The sequence below is a fragment of the Micromonospora sp. NPDC050695 genome (assembly GCF_040654415.1).
GTDB lineage: Bacteria > Actinomycetota > Actinomycetes > Mycobacteriales > Micromonosporaceae > Micromonospora.
Map to the genome: position 1 here is coordinate 14,225 of NZ_JBFAHZ010000055.1, position 21,622 is coordinate 35,846.

A 21,622-nucleotide genomic window follows, 5' to 3' on the forward strand; every position below is an offset into this window, starting at 1 on the left:
ATGGGCACATGAGCGACTGGACTGCCTTCGGACGGGTGGACGCGGACGGCACCGTGTACGTCAAGACCACCGAGGGCGAGCGGGTGGTCGGATCCTGGCAGGCGGGAGCACCGGAGGAGGGCCTCGCGCACTTCGCACGCCGCTTCGCCGACCTGGTCACCGAGGTGGACCTGACCGAGGCGCGGCTCAACTCGGGTGCGGCGGACGCCGGGCACTCGCTGAGCACGATCCGGCGGATCCGCGCCACGCTGCCCGAAGCCCACGTGGTGGGCGACATCGACGCGCTGGCCGCGCGGCTGGACAAGCTGGCCACCCTCGCCGAGGAGAAGGCCGGCGAGGCGCGGGCCGCCCGCGACGCCGCCCGCGTCGAAGCCCTGGCCCGCAAGACCGCGTTGGTCGAGGAGGCCGAGAAGCTCGCCGCCGAATCCACCGGCTGGAAGACCGCCGGAGACCGGCTCAAGGAGATCCTCGACGAGTGGAAGACCATTCGCGGGGTCGACAAGAAGGCCGACGGTGAGCTGTGGAAGCGGTTCGCCGCCGCCCGGGACGGCTTCACCCGGCGCCGCGGCGCCCACTTCGCCTCCCTCGACGCCCAGCGCAAGCAGGCGCAGACGGCCAAGGAGGAGCTGGTCGCCGAGGCGGAGAAGCTGAAGGACTCCACCGAGTGGGCGGCCACCGCCAACCAGCTCAAGGAGCTGATGACGCAGTGGAAGGCCGCGCCGCGCGCCTCCAAGGAGGCCGAGCAGAAGCTCTGGGAACGGTTCCGGGGTGCCCAGGACGCCTTCTTCAGCCGGCGCAGTGAGGTCTTCTCCGCCCGGGACAACGAGCAGCGCGGCAACCTGGAGCGCAAGCAGGCCCTGCTCGCCGAGGCGGAGGCCTTGGACATCGACGCCGACCCGAAGGGCGCACAGGCCAAGCTGCGGGAGATCCAGGCCCAGTGGCACGAGGCCGGCCGGGTGCCCCGGGAGGCCGCCGCCGGACTGGAGCGCCGGCTGCGCGTCATCGACGACAAGGTCCGCGAGGTGATGGACTCGGCGTGGCGCCGCACCACCAAGGAGGACAACCCGCTGCTCGCCCAGATGCGGGCGCAGGTGGCCGAGGCCGAGGACCGGCTGTCCCGGGCGCAGAGCGCCGGGGACGCCCGCCGGATCAAGGAGGCCGAGCAGGCGCTCGCCGCCAAGCGGCAGTTCCTCCAGCTCGCCGAGCAGGCCGGCTGAGCTGACGTCGTCCGGGAGCCCCGGTCCCTCGGCAGGGACCGGGGCTCCCGCACGTCCAGGCCGTCTCCCCGCGTGCCCCACACCCGTCCCCCTACCCGCGCGCCGCTCCCCACGCCGCGCCGTCCCCGCGCGCCACACTCCACGCGCGCCGTCCACGCGCGCCGCGCGCCGCGCCCGCGCCGCGCCGCGCCCCAAGATCGCGCTCGATCCATGAAGTAGTGGTCTCGGCGTCGACGGATGCCACTACATCCAGGATCGAGGGGGGATCTTGGGGTGCGCCAAGGACGGATCTTGACGGGGGCGTCATCACCGACCGACCGGGAGCGGAGGTTGGGGCCTCCGCCCGTCAAGGTCGTGCTCGATCCTGGATGTAGTGGCATCCCGACGCCTCATGGCCACTACATCCAGGATCGAGCATGATCTTGCCGGGCGGGGTGCACGGGCCGGCGCGGCAGGCGGCGTGCAGACGGGCCCACGGGGCCGGCGGCCAGCGCGCAGGACGGCCAGCACGGACGACAGCCAGCACGGAGGGCGGCCAGCACGGAGGGCGGCCAGCACGGAGGGCGGCCAGCACGGAGGGCGGCCAGCACGGAGGGCGGCCAGCACGGAGGGCGGTGGATGGGTGGCAGGTTGACGCATTGAGGTGGGCTGATGAGAATGGGCGGCGGGGCCAGGTAGGGCCACCGGCACGAGGGCGACGACGGCGGAGCACCGCTGTCGAGGGTCGCCGGTGAGCGTTCGCGAGTGACCACGTCCGCGTGACATGGACCGTCGCGCACTGTCCGCGTACCCCTGAGGGGCCGTGGCGTGCGGACGGCCGCCCGCCGGCGTCGTCCTCCGATGGCGCCGGGCCTCCGAATTGGAGCTCGAATGTTCCGTCCCACAGCTCTTGGCGGCGCGTTGACCGCGCTCGCCACCGTCGCGGCCGGCGTGTTCATCGCCGCGACCGTCAGCACCAGTCCGGCCGTGGCCGCTGGCACCGGTACCGGCTATCTGCACACCAGCGGCAACCAGATCGTGGACAGCACCGGTGCCACGGTCCGGTTGACCGGCATCAACTGGTTCGGCATGGAGACCGACAACAAGACCTTCCACGGGTTGTGGTCGAGCAACCCGTGGCGGGGGCAGCTCGACACGATGGCCCGGTTGGGTTACAACACGTTGCGCGTGCCGTACTCGAATGACGCGCTGAAGCCGGGCGCGACCGCCAGTGGGGTCAACGACTTCGTCAACCCTGACCTGGTCGGGCTCTCGCCGTTGCAGATCCTGGACAAGGTGATCGACTACGCCGGCAGCAAGGGGATGCGGATCATCCTGGACCGGCACCGGCCGACGGCGGCCGGGCAGTCGCCGCTGTGGTACACGGCGACGGTTTCCGAGGCGACCTGGATCAACGACTGGAAGATGCTCGCCCAGCGGTACGCGGGCAATCCGACGGTGATCGGCGCCGACCTGCACAACGAGCCGCACGCCGAGGGCACCAATCCGGCGGCCACCGGCGCGTGCTGGGGTTGCGGCGACACGGCGCGGGACTGGCGGCTCGCCGCCGAGCGGGCCGGTAACGCGATCCTCGGTGTCCAGCCCAACTGGTTGATCTTCGTGGAGGGGGTGAGCTGCCCCAGCGGCGGCCTCTCCAACGTGTGGGACAACGACCCCAGCAACGACGAGGACTGCGGTTGGTGGGGCGGCAACCTGTCGAAGGCCGGTGCGTTCCCGGTACGACTGAGCGTGGCGAACCGGTTGGTCTACTCACCGCACGAGTACGCCACGTCGGTGTACCGGCAGACGTGGTTCGACGCCCCGGACTACCCGGCGAACATGCCGGCCATCTGGGACAAGTACTGGGGTTACCTCTACAAGCAGAACATCGCCCCGATCATGATGGGTGAGTTCGGCAGCACGCTGGCCGACCCGAAGGACCGGGTGTGGTTGGAGAGGTTGATGGCGTACACCGGCACCGGGGTAACCGGAATGTCCTTCACCTACTGGTCGTGGAATCCGAACTCGGGTGACACCGGCGGCATCGCGCTGGACGACTGGACGACCATCAACACGACCAAGCAGGCGATCCTTCAGCCGTACCTGATCGCGCCGTCCGGTGGCACCGGCCCGACCGGGGGGCCGACGGGTGGGCCGACCAGCCCGCCCACCGGCGCCTGCACCGCCACCTACCGGCAGGTCAACGCCTGGCAGGGCGGCTTCCAGGGTGAGGTGACCGTGAAGAACACGGGTTCGGCCGCGGTGAACCCGTGGTCGGTGACCTGGACGTGGCCGTCCGGAGTGACGTTGGGCAGCGGATGGAACGCCACCGTCACGCAGTCCGGCACGACGGTCACCGCGGCGGCACCGGGTCACGCCCCGTCCCTGGCGGCGGGCGGGTCGGTCACCGTGGGCTTCACCGCCAACGGCACCGCCAGCGCCCCCGCAACGGTGAAGCTGAACGGCACCGGCTGCTGAGTCCGCGCTGTCGGGACGGCCGGCGCCGCCACACGGGGCACCGGCCGTCCCGGCATTTACACGCCCACGGGCATGGGCGCCGCGACGGTCCGTCCGCCTCCTCGATAGGAAGCTGCATGCGCACACCACGGCGTCGGATGACGCTGGTCGTCAGCACCGCCGCAGCCACCCTCGTCACCGCCAGCCTGCTGACCGCCGTCACCGCCCAGGCGGCGGCCGGCTGCCAGGTCGCCTACCCGTACCAGCTCGACACCGCGAGCTCCGTCAAGTCCATCGTGACGGGCGGTGCCGGCGCGGGTCGGATCACGGTCTGACCGTGAGCCGGTCGGGGTCCGCCGTGCCGGCGGACCCCGACCGGTCAGTGGGCGGCGCAGGCTCCGGTGGTCGCGGGCGCGACCGGCGGTGCGCCGATCGTCGGCAGACCGAGCAATACCCCGGGGGTACGCGGGGAGCGTCCCGCCTCGGCGGCGTCGCCGGCACGGGTGCGACGGTGCGACAGGGGCGCCCCGTCGGCGTTGAGGTGATGCGGGGCGGCGTACGTGATGGCGGTGTGCACGATGTCGCCGGGCCGGATCGACCCCGCGAAGCCGCCGGCGTCGAAGTGCACGAGCCGACCGTCACGGGCCCGGCCGGACATCCGCCCGGTCCGCTCGTCCTTGCGGCCCTCGCCGATGGCGACCAGCACCTCGACGGTCTCCCCCACCAGACGCTTGTTCTCCGCCCAGGTGATCTCCTCGACGGTCGCGATCAGCCGCTCGTAGCGTTCCTGCACGACCTGCTTGGGCAGCTGGCCGTCCATCGTCGCGGCGGGGGTGCCGGGGCGCTTCGAGTACTGGAACGTGAAGGCCGAGGAGAAGCGGGCCTCCCGCACGACGTCCAGGGTGCGCTGGAAGTCGGCCTCCGTCTCGCCGGGGAACCCGACGATGATGTCCGTGGTGATCGCCGCGTCCGGCATCGCCGCCCGCACCTTCTCGATGATGCCCAGGTAGCGCTCGGAGCGGTACGACCGGCGCATCGCGCGGAGCACGTCGTCGGAGCCGGACTGCAGCGGCATGTGCAGCGAGTGGCAGACGTTCGGCGTCTCGGCCATCGCGGCGATCACGTCGTCGGTGAAGTCCTTCGGGTGCGGGCTGGTGAACCGGACCCGCTCCAGCCCGTCGATGTCACCGGTCGCGCGCAGCAGCTTGCCGAACGCGTACCGGTCGCCGAACTCGACGCCGTAGGAGTTGACGTTCTGCCCGAGCAGCGTCACCTCCAGTACGCCCTCGTCGACCAGGGCGCGCACCTCGGAGAGGATGTCGCCGGGGCGGCGGTCCCTCTCCTTGCCGCGCAGCGAGGGCACGATGCAGAACGTGCAGGTGTTGTTGCAGCCCACCGAGATCGACACCCAGCCGGCGTACGTCGACTCGCGGCGGGTCGGCAGCGTGGACGGGAACACGTCCAGCGACTCGAGGATCTCCACCTCGGCGGCGGCGTTGTGCCGGGCCCGTTCCAGCAGCACCGGCAGCGAACCGATGTTGTGCGTACCGAAGACGACGTCCACCCAGGGCGCCTTGCGGACGATCTCGCCGCGATCCTTCTGGGCGAGGCAGCCACCGACGGCTATCTGCATGCCCTGGTGCTTGTCCTTCACCGGACGCAGACGACCGAGGTTGCCGTAGAGCCGGTTGTCCGCGTTCTCCCGCACGGCGCAGGTGTTGAAGACCACCACGTCCGGGGTCTCGTCGCCGCCGGGTGCGCGCACGTACCCCGCCTGCTCCAGCAGGCCGGAGATGCGTTCGGAGTCGTGCACGTTCATCTGGCAGCCGTACGTCACGACGTTGTAGGTCCTAGCCACCCTGTTGGCGCCCCTTCCCCTCGGGCTACCAGGGTAGCGGCCCGCCGGGTGGGGCATGGAGACCGGCATTGACCCGGCGGCCCATAGCGGGGGCACACGCCGGGCAGTACGCTGCACAGCAAGGATGTGTTCTGGGCGGTTTCGGGGGCTTTGCACTCGACGCCGCCGTCGGGCGGCTCCGTTCACGGGGGAGAACATGACGACCCGCGGGAGGCCAACCGTGACGCGACAACACGCGGCACAGCGCTCCGTCGCCACCCCGGACGGGCGTCACCTCGCGGTGGAGACCTCCGGCGCACCGGACGGTCCTGCGGTCTTCCTTCTGCACGGCACCCCGGGCAGCCGCAGCGGCCCTCGACCCCGCGGCATCGTCGTCTACCGCCTCGGCGTGCACCTCGTCTGCTACGACCGACCCGGTTACGGAGACTCGACACGACACGAGGGTCGGCGGGTGGCCGACGCCGCGGCCGACGTGGCGGCGATCGCCGACGACCTGGGCATCGAGCGGTTCGCGGTGGTGGGTCGCTCCGGTGGCGGACCGCACGCCCTGGCCTGCGCCGCGCTGTTGCCGGACCGGGTCACCCGCGCCGCCGTGCTGGTGGGGCTCGCCCCGGCCGGCGCACCCGACCTGGACTGGTACGCCGGCATGTCGGAGACCAACGTCGAGGACTTCGGGCAGGCCGACGAGGACCTGACCGAACTCACGCTGAACCTGAAGGTCCGTGCGGAGGAGGCGCAGCGGGATCCGATGACGCTGCTGGAGTTCCTCCGACCCCAGTTGCCCGAGGCGGACATCCGGGTCGTCGACGACGTCGCGATCCGCCGGCTGCTGACCGACATGTACGCCGAAGCGCTCCGGCACGGTCCTGACGGCTGGATCGACGACGTCCTGGCGATACGACGAGGCTGGGGCTTCGACCTCGGTGCCATCCGCGCGCCGGTCCGGCTCTGGCACGGTGAGCAGGACAGGTTTTCCCCGGTGGAGCATTCCCGCTGGCTGGCCTCGCGGATCCCGAGCGCCGAGGTCCAGGTGCAACCCGGTGCCGCGCACTTCGGCGCCATGGAGATCCTGCCGCAGACCCTGGCCTGGCTGGCCACACCGGAACTCGCGGCCAGTCCGCGACCCTGAAACGAGCCGCGGTGGCCGGAGCGGGCGGCCGGCCCGATCAGAACGGGTGCGGGTCGATCACCCGGACGACGAACCGCCGTTCCCGCAGGGTCTGCACCGTCGGATGCTCCTGGCCGATCACCTCGGCCAGCCGGTCGGCCACCAGGCCGGCGTCGTCGGCCGGACCTCCGTCACCGAGCTGCTTGGACACCAGGGCGAGATCACCGAGGCAGCGCAGCGTGTCGGGGTGTTCCGGGCCGATCACCGCGGTCAGCCGCTCGGCGGTCTCCCGCAGACGGTCCCGCGCCGGAACCCACTCACCGTCCTCGGCGAGGCACACCGCCTGGTTCACCTCCGCCGCCAGTGTGTGCGGATGATCGGGACCGAGCACCTTGCGCAACTCGCCGGCCGCCCGGGCGGCGGACGCACGGGCGGCCGACCCGCGACCGATCGCGCGTTCGGCGGCGGAGATGTTGCTCAACGTCGCCAGGGTGTGCGGATGCTCCGGGCCGAGCCGAAGCTCCTCGTCGTACGCCCGGGTCACCGCGGTCATCTCGGCGAGCGCCCGGGTCGCGTCGCCGACGGCCAGCAGGTTCGCCGCGCGGCTCGACCGGCACGTCACCGTGTCCGGGTTGTCCGGTCCGAACCGTTCGTCGAGCTTCCGGTACGCCGTCTCGAACATCGGCGCGGCCTCCGCCGACCGGCCCGCGCTGCGCAGTGACACCGCCAGGTTGACCTGGGCACCGAGGCTCAGAGCGTCGTCCGTGCCCAGCACCTCGCAGGACGTCTCGTACACCCCGCTCAGCAGCGCTGCCGACCGTTCGTACTCGCCGGCCTCCCGTAGGTCGCTGCCGAGACGCACGGCGGAGACGAGCGTGTACGGGTGGGTGGAACCCAGCACCAGCCGCCGCCGCTGGTGCACCTCGTCGTCCCACCGTCGGGCCGACCGGTAGTCGCCGACCAGCCGGTACGACACGGCGAGGTTGTTGGCCGCGCTCAACGTCCGCGGGTGGTCCTCGCCCAGGGTCTGGAGCCAGGAGGCGTAGGTGGAGCGATCCCGTTCCAGCGCCTCGGCGTACCGGCCGAGGGCCCGCAGGTCACCGGCGAGGCTGCCGGCGGTCATCAGACTGTGTGGGTGCAGCGCACCCAGCAGGCGACGCTGCTCGGCCAGGACCGCCTCGTCCATGGCCCGGGAGTCGTCGAACCGGCCCAGGCTGCGCAGGATGTTCGCTCGGTTAAACCGCAGGTGCAGCAACTGTCGACCCAGCGCCTCGGCGTCGGCCGTGTCCTCGGAACCGGCCAGCCGCTCCGACCAGGTGTCGTCCACCTCCTGGCTGAACCCCTCGGCCTGGTTCAGGCCGCCGCGCAGCCACAGGTAGCGGACCCGGTCGATCAACAGCTGACACACCGACTCGTCGGGGCAGGTCAGCGCGTCGGAGACCTCCAGGTGCGGCCAGAGCATGCGCAGCCGGGGCCACGTCGAGGGGTCGTCCACGTCGCCACGTGGCCGGGACGCGGCAAGCACCAGGTGCACCTGGTGGCGGGCGGCGCTGATCTCGTCGTCGGTCATCCGGTCCCGGACCACGGCCTGCAGCAGCCGGTGCACCTGGACCCGGCCACCCTGAACATCGAGCTTCAGCAACGCCAGCCGGTTGATCTGCTGGATGAGGGCGCCACGCACGAGCCGCTCCGACACCGACGGGTCGAACGGCACGAGCGCCGCCGCCATCTCGTCGCTGTAGATCAGGTCCAGGGCGATCTCCGGGGCCAGCACCGAACAGAGCTGCAACAGGCGGTACGCGGCCGGCGCCTGATCGAGCAGCCGGTTCAACGACAGGTCCCAGGTGGCCTCCACGGACAGCGCGCTGGGGCCGTGCCGCTCGATCTGCCGCAGGTAGTCGGCGACGGACGTGCCGGTGTCGGCGAGCCACGCGCCCGCCGCCGCCACCGCGATCGGCAGGTCACCGAGCGCGTCGGCCACCCGATCAGCCTCCTCGTCGGTGATCGTGGGCACCCGTTGGGCGAGGTGGGCGACGCTCTCCGCGCGGTCGAAGACGTCGACCTGGATCGGCTTGGCCCGGTCACCCCAGGCGCGGTTACGGGAGGTCAGCAGCACATGTCCGGGGCCCTGCGGCAGGAAGGGCTCGATCTGGTCCAGCTCCTCCGCGTTGTCGAGGACGACGAGCCACCGCTCGTACGGCTCGCCCCGACCGAGAACCTGGAGCACCGACCGGACGGTGTCCGGCAGGGTGGGCCCGGCGACGATGCCGAGTCGGCCGGCGAGGTCGGCCAGGGCCGTGTCGACGAACTGGGGCGGGTCGGCGACGATCCACCAGACCACGTCGTACGCGGACTTGAAGCGGTGCACGTACTCGAGGGCGACCTGCGTCTTTCCGACACCGCCCATGCCCTGCAGGGCGACCGGCAGCACCACCGCCTTGCCGCCGCTCTGCAACTGCGCCCGCAACTGGGCCAGGTCGTCCTCACGGCCGGTGAACCGGGCGTTGCGGTTGGGCGCGTTGAAGATCAACGGTTCGGTGCCGGGATAGCGGGCACCCCCGCCGGCGGGGCCGTCCCCCGACGGCGGCACCGGGCGGCCGACCAACCGCAGCACCCGCTCCACGGCCGTCGCCGCGCTCACGTTGACCAGATTGGTGGAACTCTGCGCCGGGAACTCCGCCAACGGACGCAGATCGGCGACGTACACGGCGAGGGCGGTGGAACCGGTGCTGGTGTCCCGCTCCGGCAACTCCCCGGAGGGCATCGCCAGGTAGGCCGGGGACACCACGCTCAGCGTGCGCGGCGCGGGCGTACCGGCGGACCCCACGGCGGCGGCCGGCTCGACCACCCGCATCCCGGCCGAGTTGAGCACCCGCTCCAGCCACTCGGCCCAGATGGCGTCCTCCGGAGCGCAGCGCAGCACGATCTGGTCGTCGGCAGCCTCGGTACGCCGACGGAAGCGAGCCTTGCCCCGCTCCCGCACCGACTCGTCCATCACCGGCAGCGCGGTCACCGCACCGTCGGTGAGGATCCCGGTCAACGTCTCGAACGCCGCCAGCAGTGACGTCGGCGAGCCGGGCGGGTCACCGAAGGTCGCCAGGGTCTCCTCGTACGCGTAGAACGGCCGGTACGGCACCTCGACCGCGGCCCAGTACCGCCGCCGCTCGGCCTCGGTCATCCCGGCGGGCAGTCCGGCGAACCGGCGCATGGCGAGCAGACGACCCGCCTCGGCGCGCTCCTTCTCCGCCTGGTCGACCCGCATCGGCACCGGCAGCACGCGGATGTCCCGCCGCAGGTAGCGGTCCCGCACCGAGTGCGCGACCTGGGCCGCGCCGTCGATGCCCTGGTCGCTGAGGGTGAAACAGTCGACCAGGGTGTCCGGCAGATGCAGCGTGCAGATGTCGGCGACGTCGCTCAACCCCGTCCGGCTGTCGATCAGGGTGAAGTCGTACTGCCGCTTCATGTCCGCCCGCAGCGCCTCGAAGAACTGCGCCCCACCCAGCCGGTTGTAGAAGTTGTCCCAGTCCAGGCCGCCCACCGAGACGGCGTAGTCGCTGTTCTGCCGGCCCGCGGACAGGAAGTCCAGCCCACCGCCGGCCGGGAAGTTCCACCGCAGCGAGAACGCGTGGCGGCCGACCCTCGCGTACTGCTCCATCCAGCGTTCCGGCCGTTCGCCGGCGCGGGTGGTCTCCCACTCGTAGTCGCGGATCAGGTCGATCACGCCGCCGGTGCCCGCGATCCTCTCCGCGTCGAGGAACGGGTGGAAGAAGCGGTGCAGGCCGGGTGACTCGAGATCCCAGTCCGCGACCAGCACCCGGCGGCCACTGGCCGCGAGGATCCAGGCCACGTTGGCCAGCGCCATCGTCCGGCCGGTGCCACCCTTGAACGAGTAGAAGGTGACGACCTGGCCTTTGCGATCGTTGTTCATCGGTCTTCTCCGTGGGGACGCGGTGTGGCCGGATCAGCAGGCGGGGACGCGAGGTCGGGGGGAACTGCCGGGCCGTCACGCAGGCTCGGCACCGGCCCCGGTGGCGGGTCGAACCCGACGACCGGGGCGTGTTTGAGGAACCGTCGACGGGCCTCGGTGACCAGCGCCGGCATCAGGTCGACGAACTCCCGCATGGTGCACGCGTGCTTCACCTGCGGCCGACCGGCGTCGTGCAGCAGCTCCATCACCTCGGTCGCCCACCCGGCGGCGTCCTGGCCGTCACCGTCGTCGGTGACCACCAGCGGGACGACCCACTCCCGCAGGCCGCGCAGCCGACTGGCGAGGTCCGCCGGCGCACCCGGCGCCGCCACGATCCACGGGTCGACCAGCAGCACCGCCGGGCGGCGATCGAGAAGCCCGGCCGCCTGCGCGAAATCCGCCGTACGGGCCGTCAACCCGAGGCGCTCGGCCGTGCTGGCCGCGTACTCCGCGGCGGGCAACTCCTGGCGGCTGCCGTACGGCCGCCACAGCCGACCGCTGGAGGCGTACCCGGAGGGATCACGCTCGGCCGGCAGCCGATCACGGGTGGGCGCCAGGACGGCGACGACGAAGTCCGGGTCGGCCGACACGGGACGGGTGACCTCGTCCATGCTCGGCGCGCGGGACGGCCCCAGCGGTCTCCGCTCGGCAACGTGCACGATCTGGCCCGCCAGTCGGCTCAGCAGGAGCTGGTACTGCTCCCGGTAGGAGGCCAGCATGCAGAGCGCGCGCAGGCCGTTTTCGGCGTACTCGGGGACGTCCCGGCCCAGATCCAGGGCGTCGTCCACCTCCGGCTGGTCCTCCCAGGACGGGATCGGAATCCACAGCACCGGGGCCAGGTGACCGGCGGTGAGCCGGTCCGACCCGGCGGCGACCAGCCGAGCCCGGAAGGAGTCCCGCTCCCCCAACGCCCACGGACGGCTGAAGTAACCGGGCGAGTAGAGCGGGACGAAGACCTCGGCGTCACCGAGTGCCTCCGCGAGGGCCGCCTTCCAGTCCGCGCCCAGCGGGATGTGCTGGTCGAAGAAGCCGATCCGCATACCGGCCACCGGCCGGGCCTGGCGGGTCACCTCCTCGGCCAGGTCGTCGAAGAACTGGCCGACCCAGACGTCGGAGTCGGCCCGGGCACCCAGCGGCGCGGAATGGGCGTAGCTGAGGAAGAAGTACGACCCGCGCTCCGAGCGACGCCGGTCCGCCGGGGGGCTCATCCCAGCTCCTCGACGAACCGGTTGCACAACTCGTCCACGCTCGCCGGCACCCAGGGCTCCACCACGTACGACCGGTGGATGGCGACGATCCGTTGGGCGAGCCGCCAGACCACCGCCCGGTAGGTGTTCTCCCACTGCATGGTCAGCAAGCCGTAGACCCCATCCCGCTGGTAGTGCACCGCGATGTCGGGATCCGGCATCGCGGTCGGGGAGAACCGTTGGATGTCGCGGAGCACCCGTGGCAGCGGGGTGCCGTTCGTCGGCGACCAGGTGACCGGCACGATCGCCGTCTCGTGCGCCGACGCCACACCGGGTCGCGGGACGATCCGTCGGCGGGAGAAGGCGTCCCACTCGAGGCCGCACCATTCGCTGCCGAGCAGCGCGCTGGACACCAACGGCACGAAGACCTGGCAGGTGCCGGCGGCCTGGAGCAGCTCCGGGCTCCAGCGTTCCCCGCCCGCGATGGAGCTGTCCAGGAAGCCCGGGTCGAACCCGGTGACCGGGCCGACCAACTCGCTGACGTGGCCCGACAGGTCCTCGAAGAACCGGGAGACGTACTCCGCGGGGTTGCCGCTGGCCCGCCGGACCGGCGCCCGGGAGTAGCTGACGAAGAAGAGGGGTGCTCGGGTGCCAGAGGGTGCGTCCATCATGCTCACCGCTGCCCCTCCGCCCTCCTCGCGCGGCCGGAACATCAGAGTAGACGGCGCGTCAATGCCGGGCCGTCGAGCGATTCTCCGCCAGCCAACCCACCGCGAAATCCACAATGGCGCGCGCGGAGAGCAGGTACGCGACGGACCGACCGACCGGGCCACGCCGGACGAGCGACGCGGCGTCGAGCGCGTCGCCCAGCTGCGGGAAATCCCGATCGTCCAGGTCGGAAGCACGGAAGTCGAGGCGGACCCGCTGCCCGTCGACGAGCCGGAAGCAGTGGTAATCGCGCTCCGGCGGCGCCGGCAGGTGATATTCGGCCAGGTGCAGGGCGCTGCACGCCTCGAAGCCGACGCCGAGCAGCAGGATCTGCCCGTCCGCCGCGTAGAGCCGGCCCACCGGTGAGCGTTCACCGAGGTGACAGGTGAGGGCATGGTCGTCGGTGAGGTGCCGCGCCTGCGGACCGAGCGCGGCGAACGAGGTCTGTGGGTGGTCGCTGCGCACCGCGCCGGGAGCACGTCGGACGAACTCGGCGAACGCCCCCATCCGCTCCGAGGGGGTGTTGCGCCGGTCCCAACCCGGCAGGGCGGCCTCGTAACGGGCACGCTGCGCCCGGTCCATTCCGGCGGTGGCCGCCAGGTGGGTCCGGGAGGTGGTCGAGTTGCCGTCGTTCTGGGTGGGCACGAGCAGCGTGCCGGCCGGGCCGAGGGCGTCGCGCAGAGCACCGGCGAGCGTCGCCGGGCCGCGCTCCAACGGGCCCACCCGGCGCAGGCCGCAGTGCACCAGGAGGCAGACGCCCGGACGGACACCGAGTGCCCGCAGGTCGTCGGCGATACGAGGTCGGCCCAGTGCGGGCGGCTGTCGCTCATCCCGACCCGACACCGGTCTCCTCCAGGGCCTGGCGCACCCGCTCCACGAATCGTTCACCCACGACCGTGAGCGACCGGCTGGCCAGCAACGCATCCGCACCGTCCCGGGTCCAGGCCAGGAACCGGGCGGCGTGCGCCGACGCGTCGGGATGCGCGGACACGCCGGCGGCGGCGCGGGCCTGCCACACCTGGGTGACCGCGAGATGCGCGTACACGCCCTGGAGCACACCCTCGACGGGCCTCGGGTCGGGACGCCACGGCACCCGGATCCGGGTGGTGTGACCCGGTTCGACGAGGTCGTACAGGTCGAGTGCGGCACCGAGCTTCACGTGCTGCCACTCGTGCACGAGCAGCACGGCGATCGCCTCCGGGGCCGCGTCGGGCGTGAGGGCGACCGCGCCGAACGCGTGCCGGGCGGTCGCGCTGCGCAGCGGCCCCGCCTGGTCGGGCGCCAGCGGCACGACGGCACGCAGACCGCCGGCGAGCGCGGCGGCGTGGACCGGAACGTCCCGGCCCACGAACCGGCAGGCCTCGGCGAGGGTACGGCCCAACGCCCGCGCGGCGGAGTGCTCCAGGCGGGGTGCCACCGGCTGGCCGTAGCAGTCCCGGTACGGGTCACCGTCCTCCACGAGCAGGTGACCACCGGGGACCGGCACGGGTCGGGTCGGCCGCCACCCGGCCGCATCCGGTCCACCCGCGTCGAGAAGCACCGTCTGGTCCTCGGGGCCGCCACGGACCCGGAAACCGTCGGGCAGGACGGTCACCTCGACGGTCCCGTCGACAGCGACCGGCAGCACCAGGCTGCCCAGCGTGGGCAGCGCGAGCACGCCGGAGCGCACCGGAACGTCCACCGTGGCCGAACAGCCGGCCCGCAGGGCGGCGGCGAGCGCGATGGCCGGCAGCGGGTCGGCCGCCCGGCTGGCACCGGGCCGGGCCGACGGGACGAGGCGGTGGACCAGCCACGGACGGACGAAGGGGTGGGTGAGCACCGCCCGGACCGCGTCCGACGCCTTGGCGTCCAGGTCGACGAGCAGATCCCAGGCGGCCGTCTGCCCGGATCTCTCCCGCCAGGCCGCCAGCAGCGCCCGGGTGATGGAGAGCTGTGCGGCGGCGAGCAGATCGAGGGTCTGCTCCGAGCCGTACCCGGTCGCCAGGTCGTCGAGCAGGTCGTCGACCGGCGGGGCGGCCCGCTCGGCCCGCTGACCGGCCGACGCGACGGGCGGTGGGTAGGTGTCCACCGTGTCGATCAGGCGGAGTAGGTCCTCGCAGTACACCGACGGGTTGTCGAACCCCGAGCCGGTGCGCCAGCGGTGGGCGTACAGACCGCCACCGCAACGGTCCACCACCGGGCACGCCCGACAGGTCGCGCAGAGCCCGTCCACGCCGGTCTGCCGGACGGCCACCCCGGGATGCCGGCTGGCCTCGTCCACCGAGTGCCCGAACACGTCGAAACCGGTCTCGGCCGCGCCGTGGTACGCGGTCTTCAACGAGTCGACCTGCTCCCAACTGCCGTCCGCCTCGACGACCAGCACGTCGGCCGGAGCGAGGCCGAACGCCTCGGTGCCGCCGCCACCCGGCGCCAGCGCCTCGAACAGCCGGATCGACACCGGTCGCCCCTCGTCCACCCACCGCCGGTAGATCCGTCCCAGCCAGTCCGCGTACGGGGTCGATCCGGTGCCGGGGCGGTCCGGTGGGCGGTCCCAGGTGGCGTGCGGCAGCAGCAGATCGACCCGGGGCGGGCGCTCGGCCAGCAGCGCCTCGTACACCCGGTCCGGATCGTTGCGGACGTCGATCGTGCAGAGGATGCCGGCGTAGCTCGTCCGGTGATCCGGGTGGCGGAGCAGGGCCAGAGCCCGCCGTACCTGGTCGTGGCTGCTGCCGCCGTGGGCGAAGAGGCGGTGCCGGTCGTTGGCTGCGCGGTCCCCGTCGAACGACACCCCGACCTGCACGTCGTGATCGACCAGCACCCGGCACAGTTCCTCGTCGAGCAGCACGCCGTTGGTCTGCATGCGCAGGTCGAGCCGCGTCCACGGCGTGATCGCCGCGCGCAGCTCGGCCAACACCTCGCGGAGCCCGGCCGCGCCCAGCAGCAACGGCTCACCCCCGTGCAGCACCACGTGCACGACCGGCAGCTCGTGCTCGCGGGCGTGCTCGGCGATCCGCTTCGCGGCGGCCCGGACGGTGGCCGGTGCCATCCGGACCGGCCGGCCACGCCAGGTCTGGTCGGCGTGCTCGTACACGTAGCAGTGGTCACATCGCAGGTCGCACCGGCTGTGCACCTTCAGCACGAACTGGCTGATCCCGTGGCAGGGCCCGCCCACCCCGGGTGGACGGCACCGGCAGGCCATCGCTCAGATGGACGAGTTGAAGGCGGCGACGGCCACGGTCTCGGAGGACGCGGACTCACCCGCGACGACACGTCGGCGGATCGTCTCGACGAGATCGGCATGCTCGACGACGATCCGCTCCAACGGGGTGTGCAGGCTGCGTGTCAGGTCGGCAAGATTGGGGCGGGCTGTGCGGATGGGGGCATGGTCCACAAGAAGTCTCCGGGGGCCCGGGGCGCTGGGAGCGCGAACGGCGACAATGGCTCGAAAGGCTCTGGTCCGTGACCAGGATAGACAAATATCGACCCGGTGTCACCGTCGGCACAAGTGCCGGCACCAACGGTGGCACTGGGCACCGACCGAGGAGGAGCACCACATGTGCCGAAGCATCAAGACGTTGCGTGAGCCGTTCACCCCGCAGGTGACCGAAACCGACATCGAGGCGGCGGCGTTGCAGTACGTCCGGAAGATTTCTGGCTTCCGGGCGCCCGCCGCGCACAACGCCGCCGCTTTCGACGCCGCGGTGGCCGCCGTGACGGAGGCCACCCGCACCCTGCTCGATCGGCTCGTGGTCCGGGGCGCCGGCCAGGGCACCGCGGACCGGCCGGCCACGGCCTCGGGCCGCGGCTGATCGCCAGCGCGGCGCGGGGCACCGGCCGGACCCGAGTGGTGGGTCAGGCCGCCGCGAGCACCGGTGCGACGGTGTCGGGCGCCCACCGCGAGCGGTGACACTGCGACCAGCCCCGACAGCCGGGGTCGCCGAGCGTGCAGAGCCGCTGCCTGCTGAGCACCTCGCCGTCGTCGGTGTCCCACACGTCGAAGTGCACCGGGCGGACCGTCCCGTCCGGGGCGACGAGCAGATGCCGACCGGCGTCCAGCGTGTCGTCGCGCAGCAGACAGTTGCGGCCCAGCAGCCGGGCCAGCGCGGCGATGCTGGCGTGCTCGGACAGCCGCTCGGGCACCCCGTAGCAGTCCACCACCGTCGCGAACTCGCCCGGCGCCTGCCAGACGTCACACACGACCGCGTACGCCGGCAGCCGGGCCGGATCGGCCACCGCCAGCGGCATCACCACCCGACCGAGAGCCTCGGCCAGCGCCGGGTAGACCTCCACGGGTCGTACCCGGTCGATTCTCCAGTTCCACAGCTCGGTCATTCCGCCTCCTCGCTGCGTTCGTCCCACCGGCCTCCGGATCGGGCCTTACTGACGATGGTGGGGGGCATATGACCTCAGCCGGGGGCAAGTTACCGGTCTGTGACCATTCCGGGCAAAATTTCCCAGAGCGACGTTGCTCGGAGTAGCGGGAAGGTGACAGTTTATCGGGTACCGTGTGCGATCCGCACCACCGCCGCCGCGTGTCCTCACGTTCGGCGAGGTCAGCGCAGCACGACCAGATGCTCGCCCCGGGGCAGCAACTCACCCACCACGGGAGCACCCGGCAGCTCACCGGCGACCAGCAGGCCACCCGAGGTCTGCGCGTCGGCCAGCAGCAACCTCTCCGCCTCGTCCGCCGCGCCGAAATCGGTCCACGGGGTCACCCAGTCCAGGTTGCGCCGGCTGCCGCCACTGACGTACCCGTCCCGCAGCGCCTCCCGCGCGCCCGCCAGGTAGGGCACCCGGACGGTGTCGATGGCCACCGTGAGCCGGCTGGCCCGGGCCAGCTTCGAGGCGTGCCCGAGCAGCCCGAAACCGGTCACGTCGGTGCCGCACCGGATGCCGGCCGCGACCGCCGCGCGCGCGGCGTCGGCGTTGAGGGCGCTCATCGTGGCCACCGCCTCCGGGAAACACTCACCGGTGGCCTTGTGCCGGGTGTTCAGCACGCCCACACCGAGCGGCTTGGTCAACGACAGCGGCACACCGGCCCGACCGGCGTCCAGAGTGATCAGCTCCTCGGGGCGGACCGTCCCGGTCACCGCCAGGCCGTACTTCGGGCCGTCGTCGTCCACGCTGTGCCCGCCGGCCAGGTGACAGCCGGCCAACCGGGCCACGTCCTGACCGCCGCGCAGGACCTCCCGAGCAAGCTCCAGCGGCAGTACGTCCCGCGGCCAGCAGAGCAGGTTGAGCGCCACCAGCGGGGTGCCGCCCATCGCGTACACGTCGGACAACGCGTTGGCCGCGGCGATACGCCCCCAGTCGTACGCGTCGTCGACCACCGGGGTGAAGAAGTCGGCGGTGCTGACCAGGCCGGTCCGCTCGTCCAGGCGCACGACCGCCGCGTCGTCGCCGTGGTCCAACCCGACCAGCAGCTCCGCGGTGCCGCTCGCCGGACCGAGACCGGCCACCATGATCTCCAGCTCGCCCGGCGGGATCTTGCAGGCGCAGCCGCCGCCGCGGGCGTACGTGGTCAGCCGTACCGGTTCGGTCATCTCTCCATGATCTCGACAACGCGCCACGATCGCCACCGTCACCACCCACACGGCGACCGGAATCGGACGACCGACAACGATCGGGGCCGGTGTTACCGCTCCGTGACCCACCGGGTTGCGTTCTGCCACATCACGCCGCCTACAGTGGCCGCACCGGGGGTCAACCGACCCCGATCCGGGAGACGACAGGGACGGTGGACGACGTGACGACGGGCGAACCGCTCATCGTGCTGGACGCGGTCAACAAGTGGTTCGGGCCGCTGCACGTGCTGGACGACGTCTCGCTGTCGGTGGGTCGGGGCGAGGTGGTCGTGGTGATCGGCCCGTCCGGCTCCGGCAAGTCGACGCTGTGCCGCGCCATCAACCGACTAGAACCGATCAACTCCGGCACCATCACCTTCGACGGCCAACCGCTGCCGGCCGAGGGCAAGGCCCTCGCGAAGCTGCGCAGCGAGGTGGGCATGGTCTTCCAGTCCTTCAACCTCTTCGCGCACAAGACCATCCTGGAGAACGTCACCCTCGGCCCGATCAAGGTCCGCAAGGAGAAGCCGGCTGCCGCCCGCGAGCGCGGTCTGGCCCTGCTCGACCGGGTCGGCATCGCCAACCAGGCGGACAAGTTCCCCGCCCAGCTCTCCGGCGGTCAGCAGCAGCGGGCGGCCATCGCCCGCGCCCTGGCCATGCAGCCCAAGGCGATGCTCTTCGACGAGCCCACCAGCGCCCTGGACCCGGAGATGGTCGGCGAGGTGCTGGACGTGATGACCTCGCTGGCCAGCGACGGCATGACCATGGTCGTGGTCACCCACGAGATGGGCTTCGCGCGGCATGCCGCCAACCGGGTCATCTTCATGGCCGACGGCCAGCTGGTAGAGGACGCCCCGCCGACGGAGTTCTTCGCGAACCCGCGCAGCGAGCGGGCAAAGGACTTCCTCTCCAAGATCCTCACGCACTAGGCGTCCGTAGTGGAGCGTGCCGCACCTCGGTGGGCTCCGTCGAAGAAGGAGAAGAGTATGCGTATCAAGCGCGTTGCGGCAGTCGCCGCGATCGCCGCTCTGGCGCTCGGCCTCACCGCCTGCGGTGGCGACGATGGCGCGGAGGGCACCGGCGCTGGCAGCAAGTCCTTCGCCGCCGGCAGCACCATGGAGAAGCTGAACAAGGCCCAGAAGATCAAGGTCGGCACCAAGTTCGACCAGCCCGGCTTCGGCCAGAAGGGCCTGTCCGGCAAGCCGGAGGGCTTCGACGTCGAGATCGCCAAGATCATCGTTAAGGAACTCGGCATCCCCGAGGACAAGATCGAGTACGTCGAGACGCCGTCGAAGGTCCGTGAGGACGTCATCGTGAACGGCAACGTCGACTTCGTCGCGGCGACGTACACGATCAACGACAAGCGCAAGGAGCGGATCGCCTTCGCAGGCCCGTATTACGAGGCTGGCCAGAACATCCTGGTCAAGAAGGACGACACCACCATCACCGGTCCGGACTCGTTCAAGGACGGCACCAAGAAGGTCTGCTCGGTCACCGGCTCCACGCCGGCCGAGACGATCAAGAAGTACGTCAAGGACGTGGGCACCCAGCTGGTGCTCTTCGACACCTACGACAAGTGCCGTGACGCCCTCAAGGGCGGCCAGGTCGACGCCGTGACCACGGACAACGTGATCCTGCTCGGCTACATCGCCAAGGACGAGGCCTCCTTCAAGCTGGCGGGCGACAACTTCACCAAGGAGCCGTACGGCATCGGTGTGAAGAAGGAGGATGCGGACTTCCGCAGCTTCATCAACGACACGCTGGACAAGGCGGTCTCCGACGGCAGCTGGAAGAAGGCCTGGGACGACACCGCCGGCAAGTTCGGCGCCGAGTTGGGCTCAGCGCCCACCATCAACCGCTACTGATCTGATCCTTCGATCTGGAGGGTGGGGAGGAACACCGACCCGTGAACGTGCTCATCGACAAGTTCGACGTCTTTGCGGGTGGTTTCTGGCTCACCCTCCAGATCTGCGTACTCGCCGCGATCGGCGCCCTCATCCTGGGTACCGTCGTGGCGGTCCTCCGGATCTCGCCGGTGCCACCGCTGCGCGCGCTCGGCACCGCCTACGTCACCGTCTTCCGCAACATGCCTCTGACCGTGGTGATGTTCTTCGCCGCGTTCGGTCTGCCGGCGCTCGGCTCGAACGCGGACTTCCTCCGCATCCCGGTGATCGACTCGCTGTTCACCCGGCTCGGCACGGACCTGCCGTATTTCCGGTTCGCGCTGATCGCCCTCGTGTTGTACACCGCCGCCTTCGTCTGCGAGGCGCTGCGGTCCGGGGTGAACGCGGTGCCCGCCGGCCAGGCGGAGGCGGCGCGGTCGCTGGGCCTGACCTTTGGGCAGAACCTGCGCCACGTGGTGCTGCCGCAGTCCTGGCATGCCTCCGTGGTGCCGCTCGGCTCGGTGATCATCGCGATGATCAAGAACTCTGCGCTGGCTGGCTTCTTCGGGGTCGTCGGCGACCTGTCGGCCACGGCCGACCAGCTCACCGGAGCTGAGGGCTACGCCTTCATCCCGGTCGCCATCGGCATCTCGATCGGCTACCTGATCATGACGGTGCCGCTCGGCGCTCTGCTGGACCGGATCGAGAAGCGACAGGCGGTGGCCCGATGAGTCAGCAGACCAGCGTCCTCTACGACGTCCCTGGGCCCCGCCAGCGGCGGATCACGCTGATCAGCAGCCTCGTCGCCGGGCTGATCCTGCTCGTCGGCGCTTACTACCTGATCTACCGGCCGCTCGACGACAAGGGCCAGCTCTCGATGGAGCTGTGGGGCCCGTTGATCGACCCCTCGAACGAGAACTTCTCCCAGGTGTGGGATCGGATCGGTCTCGGCTTCAAGAACACCCTTATCGCGGCGGCGCTGGCCATCGTGGCCTCACTGGTGGTGGGCACACTGCTCGCCGTGCTGCGGATCCAGCTCAAGAGCCTGACCCGGCTCCGCTTCGCTGGCATGGCGACGCCGGTGGCGTACCTGCTGCGCGGGCTGAGCGCGCTGCTGTCGGCGGTCACCCGCGTCTGCGTCGAGGTGTTCCGCGGCCTACCCGTCGTACTGACCATCTTCTTCGTGGCTCGCGGCTTCCCCGAGTTCGGCCTCTACTTCGACAACCTGTGGTATCTGGTCATCGGCCTCACCATCTACAACTCGGTGGTCATCGCCGAGATCCTCCGCTCCGGCATGGAGGGGCTGCCCGGAGGTCAGGCGGAAGCTGCCGCCGCGATCGGGCTATCCCCGGCACAGACCACCCGGATGATCCTGCTGCCGCAGTCCTTCCGGATCATGCTGCCGGCGCTGATCAGCCAGCTGGTCGTGGTGCTCAAGGACACCTCGCTGGGCTTCATCATCAGCTACGAGGAGACGCTGAACATCGGCAAGCAGATCATCGGCGTGCTGGGCAATCCGATCCAGGTGTACGTCGTGATCGCCGTGCTCTTCATCGTCGTGAACTACTCGCTGTCGAAGCTGGCCCAGTACGTCCAGCACCGGTTGGGCAAGGGCCGCAAGACGTACGTATTCAGCTTGAGACGGGTCGGCGGTCGGCTGTCCACTCTGGGTGATGGCCTGGCATGATCTTGGTGTGTCGTCCGAGCCGCCAGTC

The 21,622-nt window shown here is 71.1% G+C and carries 18 protein-coding genes; 9 read left to right on the plus strand and 9 right to left on the minus strand.

The window, feature by feature from the left end:
* The first annotated feature begins 8 nt into the window (after positions 1–8).
* The 3 genes from AB0H52_RS27100 (at position 9) to AB0H52_RS27110 (ending at position 3,988) form a co-directional block, all read left to right on the plus strand.
* A complete protein-coding gene (locus AB0H52_RS27100) occupies positions 9–1,217 on the plus strand; it encodes a DUF349 domain-containing protein (RefSeq protein WP_151491765.1) in 1,209 nt (402 codons plus the stop codon).
* An 870-nt stretch (positions 1,218–2,087) separates the two neighbouring features.
* The gene (locus AB0H52_RS27105) at positions 2,088–3,674 is read left to right on the plus strand and encodes a cellulase family glycosylhydrolase (protein WP_151491165.1); all 1,587 of its coding nucleotides are present in this window, start codon (positions 2,088–2,090) and stop codon (positions 3,672–3,674) included.
* 116 nt (positions 3,675–3,790) lie between these two features.
* Entirely contained in the window at positions 3,791–3,988 is a 198-nt protein-coding gene (locus AB0H52_RS27110) for a hypothetical protein (protein WP_151491164.1), read from the plus strand.
* A 44-nt stretch (positions 3,989–4,032) separates the two neighbouring features.
* Here the strand turns inward: AB0H52_RS27110 and miaB are convergent, their stop codons facing one another.
* Positions 4,033–5,511, minus strand: coding sequence for a tRNA (N6-isopentenyl adenosine(37)-C2)-methylthiotransferase MiaB (miaB, locus tag AB0H52_RS27115; protein WP_151491163.1), 1,479 nt, complete (start codon positions 5,509–5,511; stop codon positions 4,033–4,035).
* Positions 5,512–5,731: 220 nt separating this feature from the next.
* On the opposite strand from miaB, the gene AB0H52_RS27120 reads away from it, so the two are divergent.
* Positions 5,732–6,640 (plus strand): alpha/beta hydrolase, encoded by a 909-nt coding sequence (locus tag AB0H52_RS27120; protein WP_225854622.1) that lies wholly within the window; start codon positions 5,732–5,734, stop codon positions 6,638–6,640.
* 37 nt (positions 6,641–6,677) lie between these two features.
* Here the strand turns inward: AB0H52_RS27120 and fxsT are convergent, their stop codons facing one another.
* From fxsT to AB0H52_RS27150, 6 genes are all read right to left on the minus strand, one after another.
* Positions 6,678–10,547, minus strand: a complete 3,870-nt coding sequence (gene fxsT / locus AB0H52_RS27125) for an FxSxx-COOH system tetratricopeptide repeat protein (RefSeq protein ID WP_357950983.1) — start codon at positions 10,545–10,547, stop codon at positions 6,678–6,680.
* Positions 10,544–11,794, minus strand: coding sequence for a TIR-like protein FxsC (locus AB0H52_RS27130; RefSeq protein WP_151491160.1), 1,251 nt, complete (start codon positions 11,792–11,794; stop codon positions 10,544–10,546). The genes fxsT and AB0H52_RS27130 overlap by 4 nt, the downstream gene beginning before the upstream one ends.
* Positions 11,791–12,441, minus strand: coding sequence for a TIR-like protein FxsC (locus AB0H52_RS27135; RefSeq protein ID WP_192580361.1), 651 nt, complete (start codon positions 12,439–12,441; stop codon positions 11,791–11,793). Before AB0H52_RS27135 ends, AB0H52_RS27130 begins: the two co-directional genes overlap by 4 nt.
* Positions 12,442–12,502: 61 nt before the next feature.
* Complete coding sequence (locus AB0H52_RS27140) at positions 12,503–13,324, minus strand: AAC(3) family N-acetyltransferase (protein ID WP_225854621.1); 822 nt, start codon at positions 13,322–13,324, stop codon at positions 12,503–12,505.
* Positions 13,308–15,599 (minus strand): FxsB family cyclophane-forming radical SAM/SPASM peptide maturase, encoded by a 2,292-nt coding sequence (locus AB0H52_RS27145; RefSeq protein ID WP_305069492.1) that lies wholly within the window; start codon positions 15,597–15,599, stop codon positions 13,308–13,310. Before AB0H52_RS27145 ends, AB0H52_RS27140 begins: the two co-directional genes overlap by 17 nt.
* 63 nt (positions 15,600–15,662) lie before the next feature.
* Entirely contained in the window at positions 15,663–15,851 is a 189-nt protein-coding gene (locus tag AB0H52_RS27150; protein ID WP_151491156.1) for a hypothetical protein, read from the minus strand.
* Between the two features lie 163 nt (positions 15,852–16,014).
* Here AB0H52_RS27150 and AB0H52_RS27155 point away from each other — a divergent pair, with 163 nt between their 5' ends.
* Positions 16,015–16,269, plus strand: coding sequence for a DUF2277 family protein (locus AB0H52_RS27155; protein ID WP_151491155.1), 255 nt, complete (start codon positions 16,015–16,017; stop codon positions 16,267–16,269).
* A 43-nt stretch (positions 16,270–16,312) separates the two neighbouring features.
* On the opposite strand, the gene AB0H52_RS27160 is transcribed toward AB0H52_RS27155, so the two are convergent.
* Positions 16,313–16,792 carry a hypothetical protein gene (locus AB0H52_RS27160; RefSeq protein ID WP_151491154.1) on the minus strand — a complete coding sequence of 160 codons (480 nt, stop codon included), beginning with the start codon at positions 16,790–16,792 and terminating at the stop codon, positions 16,313–16,315.
* 221 nt (positions 16,793–17,013) lie between these two features.
* Complete coding sequence (selD, locus tag AB0H52_RS27165; protein WP_151491153.1) at positions 17,014–18,003, minus strand: selenide, water dikinase SelD; 990 nt, start codon at positions 18,001–18,003, stop codon at positions 17,014–17,016.
* A gap of 194 nt (positions 18,004–18,197) precedes the next feature.
* On the opposite strand from selD, the gene AB0H52_RS27170 reads away from it, so the two are divergent.
* Genes AB0H52_RS27170 through AB0H52_RS27185 form a run of 4 tightly spaced genes read left to right on the plus strand, consistent with a single transcriptional unit; the run spans position 18,198 to position 21,594 of the window.
* Positions 18,198–18,953 (plus strand): amino acid ABC transporter ATP-binding protein, encoded by a 756-nt coding sequence (locus tag AB0H52_RS27170; protein WP_151491152.1) that lies wholly within the window; start codon positions 18,198–18,200, stop codon positions 18,951–18,953.
* Positions 18,954–19,010: 57 nt separating this feature from the next.
* Positions 19,011–19,889, plus strand: a complete 879-nt coding sequence (locus AB0H52_RS27175; protein WP_151491151.1) for a glutamate ABC transporter substrate-binding protein — start codon at positions 19,011–19,013, stop codon at positions 19,887–19,889.
* 41 nt (positions 19,890–19,930) lie between these two features.
* Entirely contained in the window at positions 19,931–20,638 is a 708-nt protein-coding gene (locus AB0H52_RS27180; RefSeq protein ID WP_151491150.1) for an amino acid ABC transporter permease, read from the plus strand.
* A complete protein-coding gene (locus AB0H52_RS27185; RefSeq protein ID WP_357950993.1) occupies positions 20,635–21,594 on the plus strand; it encodes an amino acid ABC transporter permease in 960 nt (319 codons plus the stop codon). The genes AB0H52_RS27180 and AB0H52_RS27185 overlap by 4 nt, the downstream gene beginning before the upstream one ends.
* Positions 21,595–21,622 lie beyond the last annotated feature (28 nt).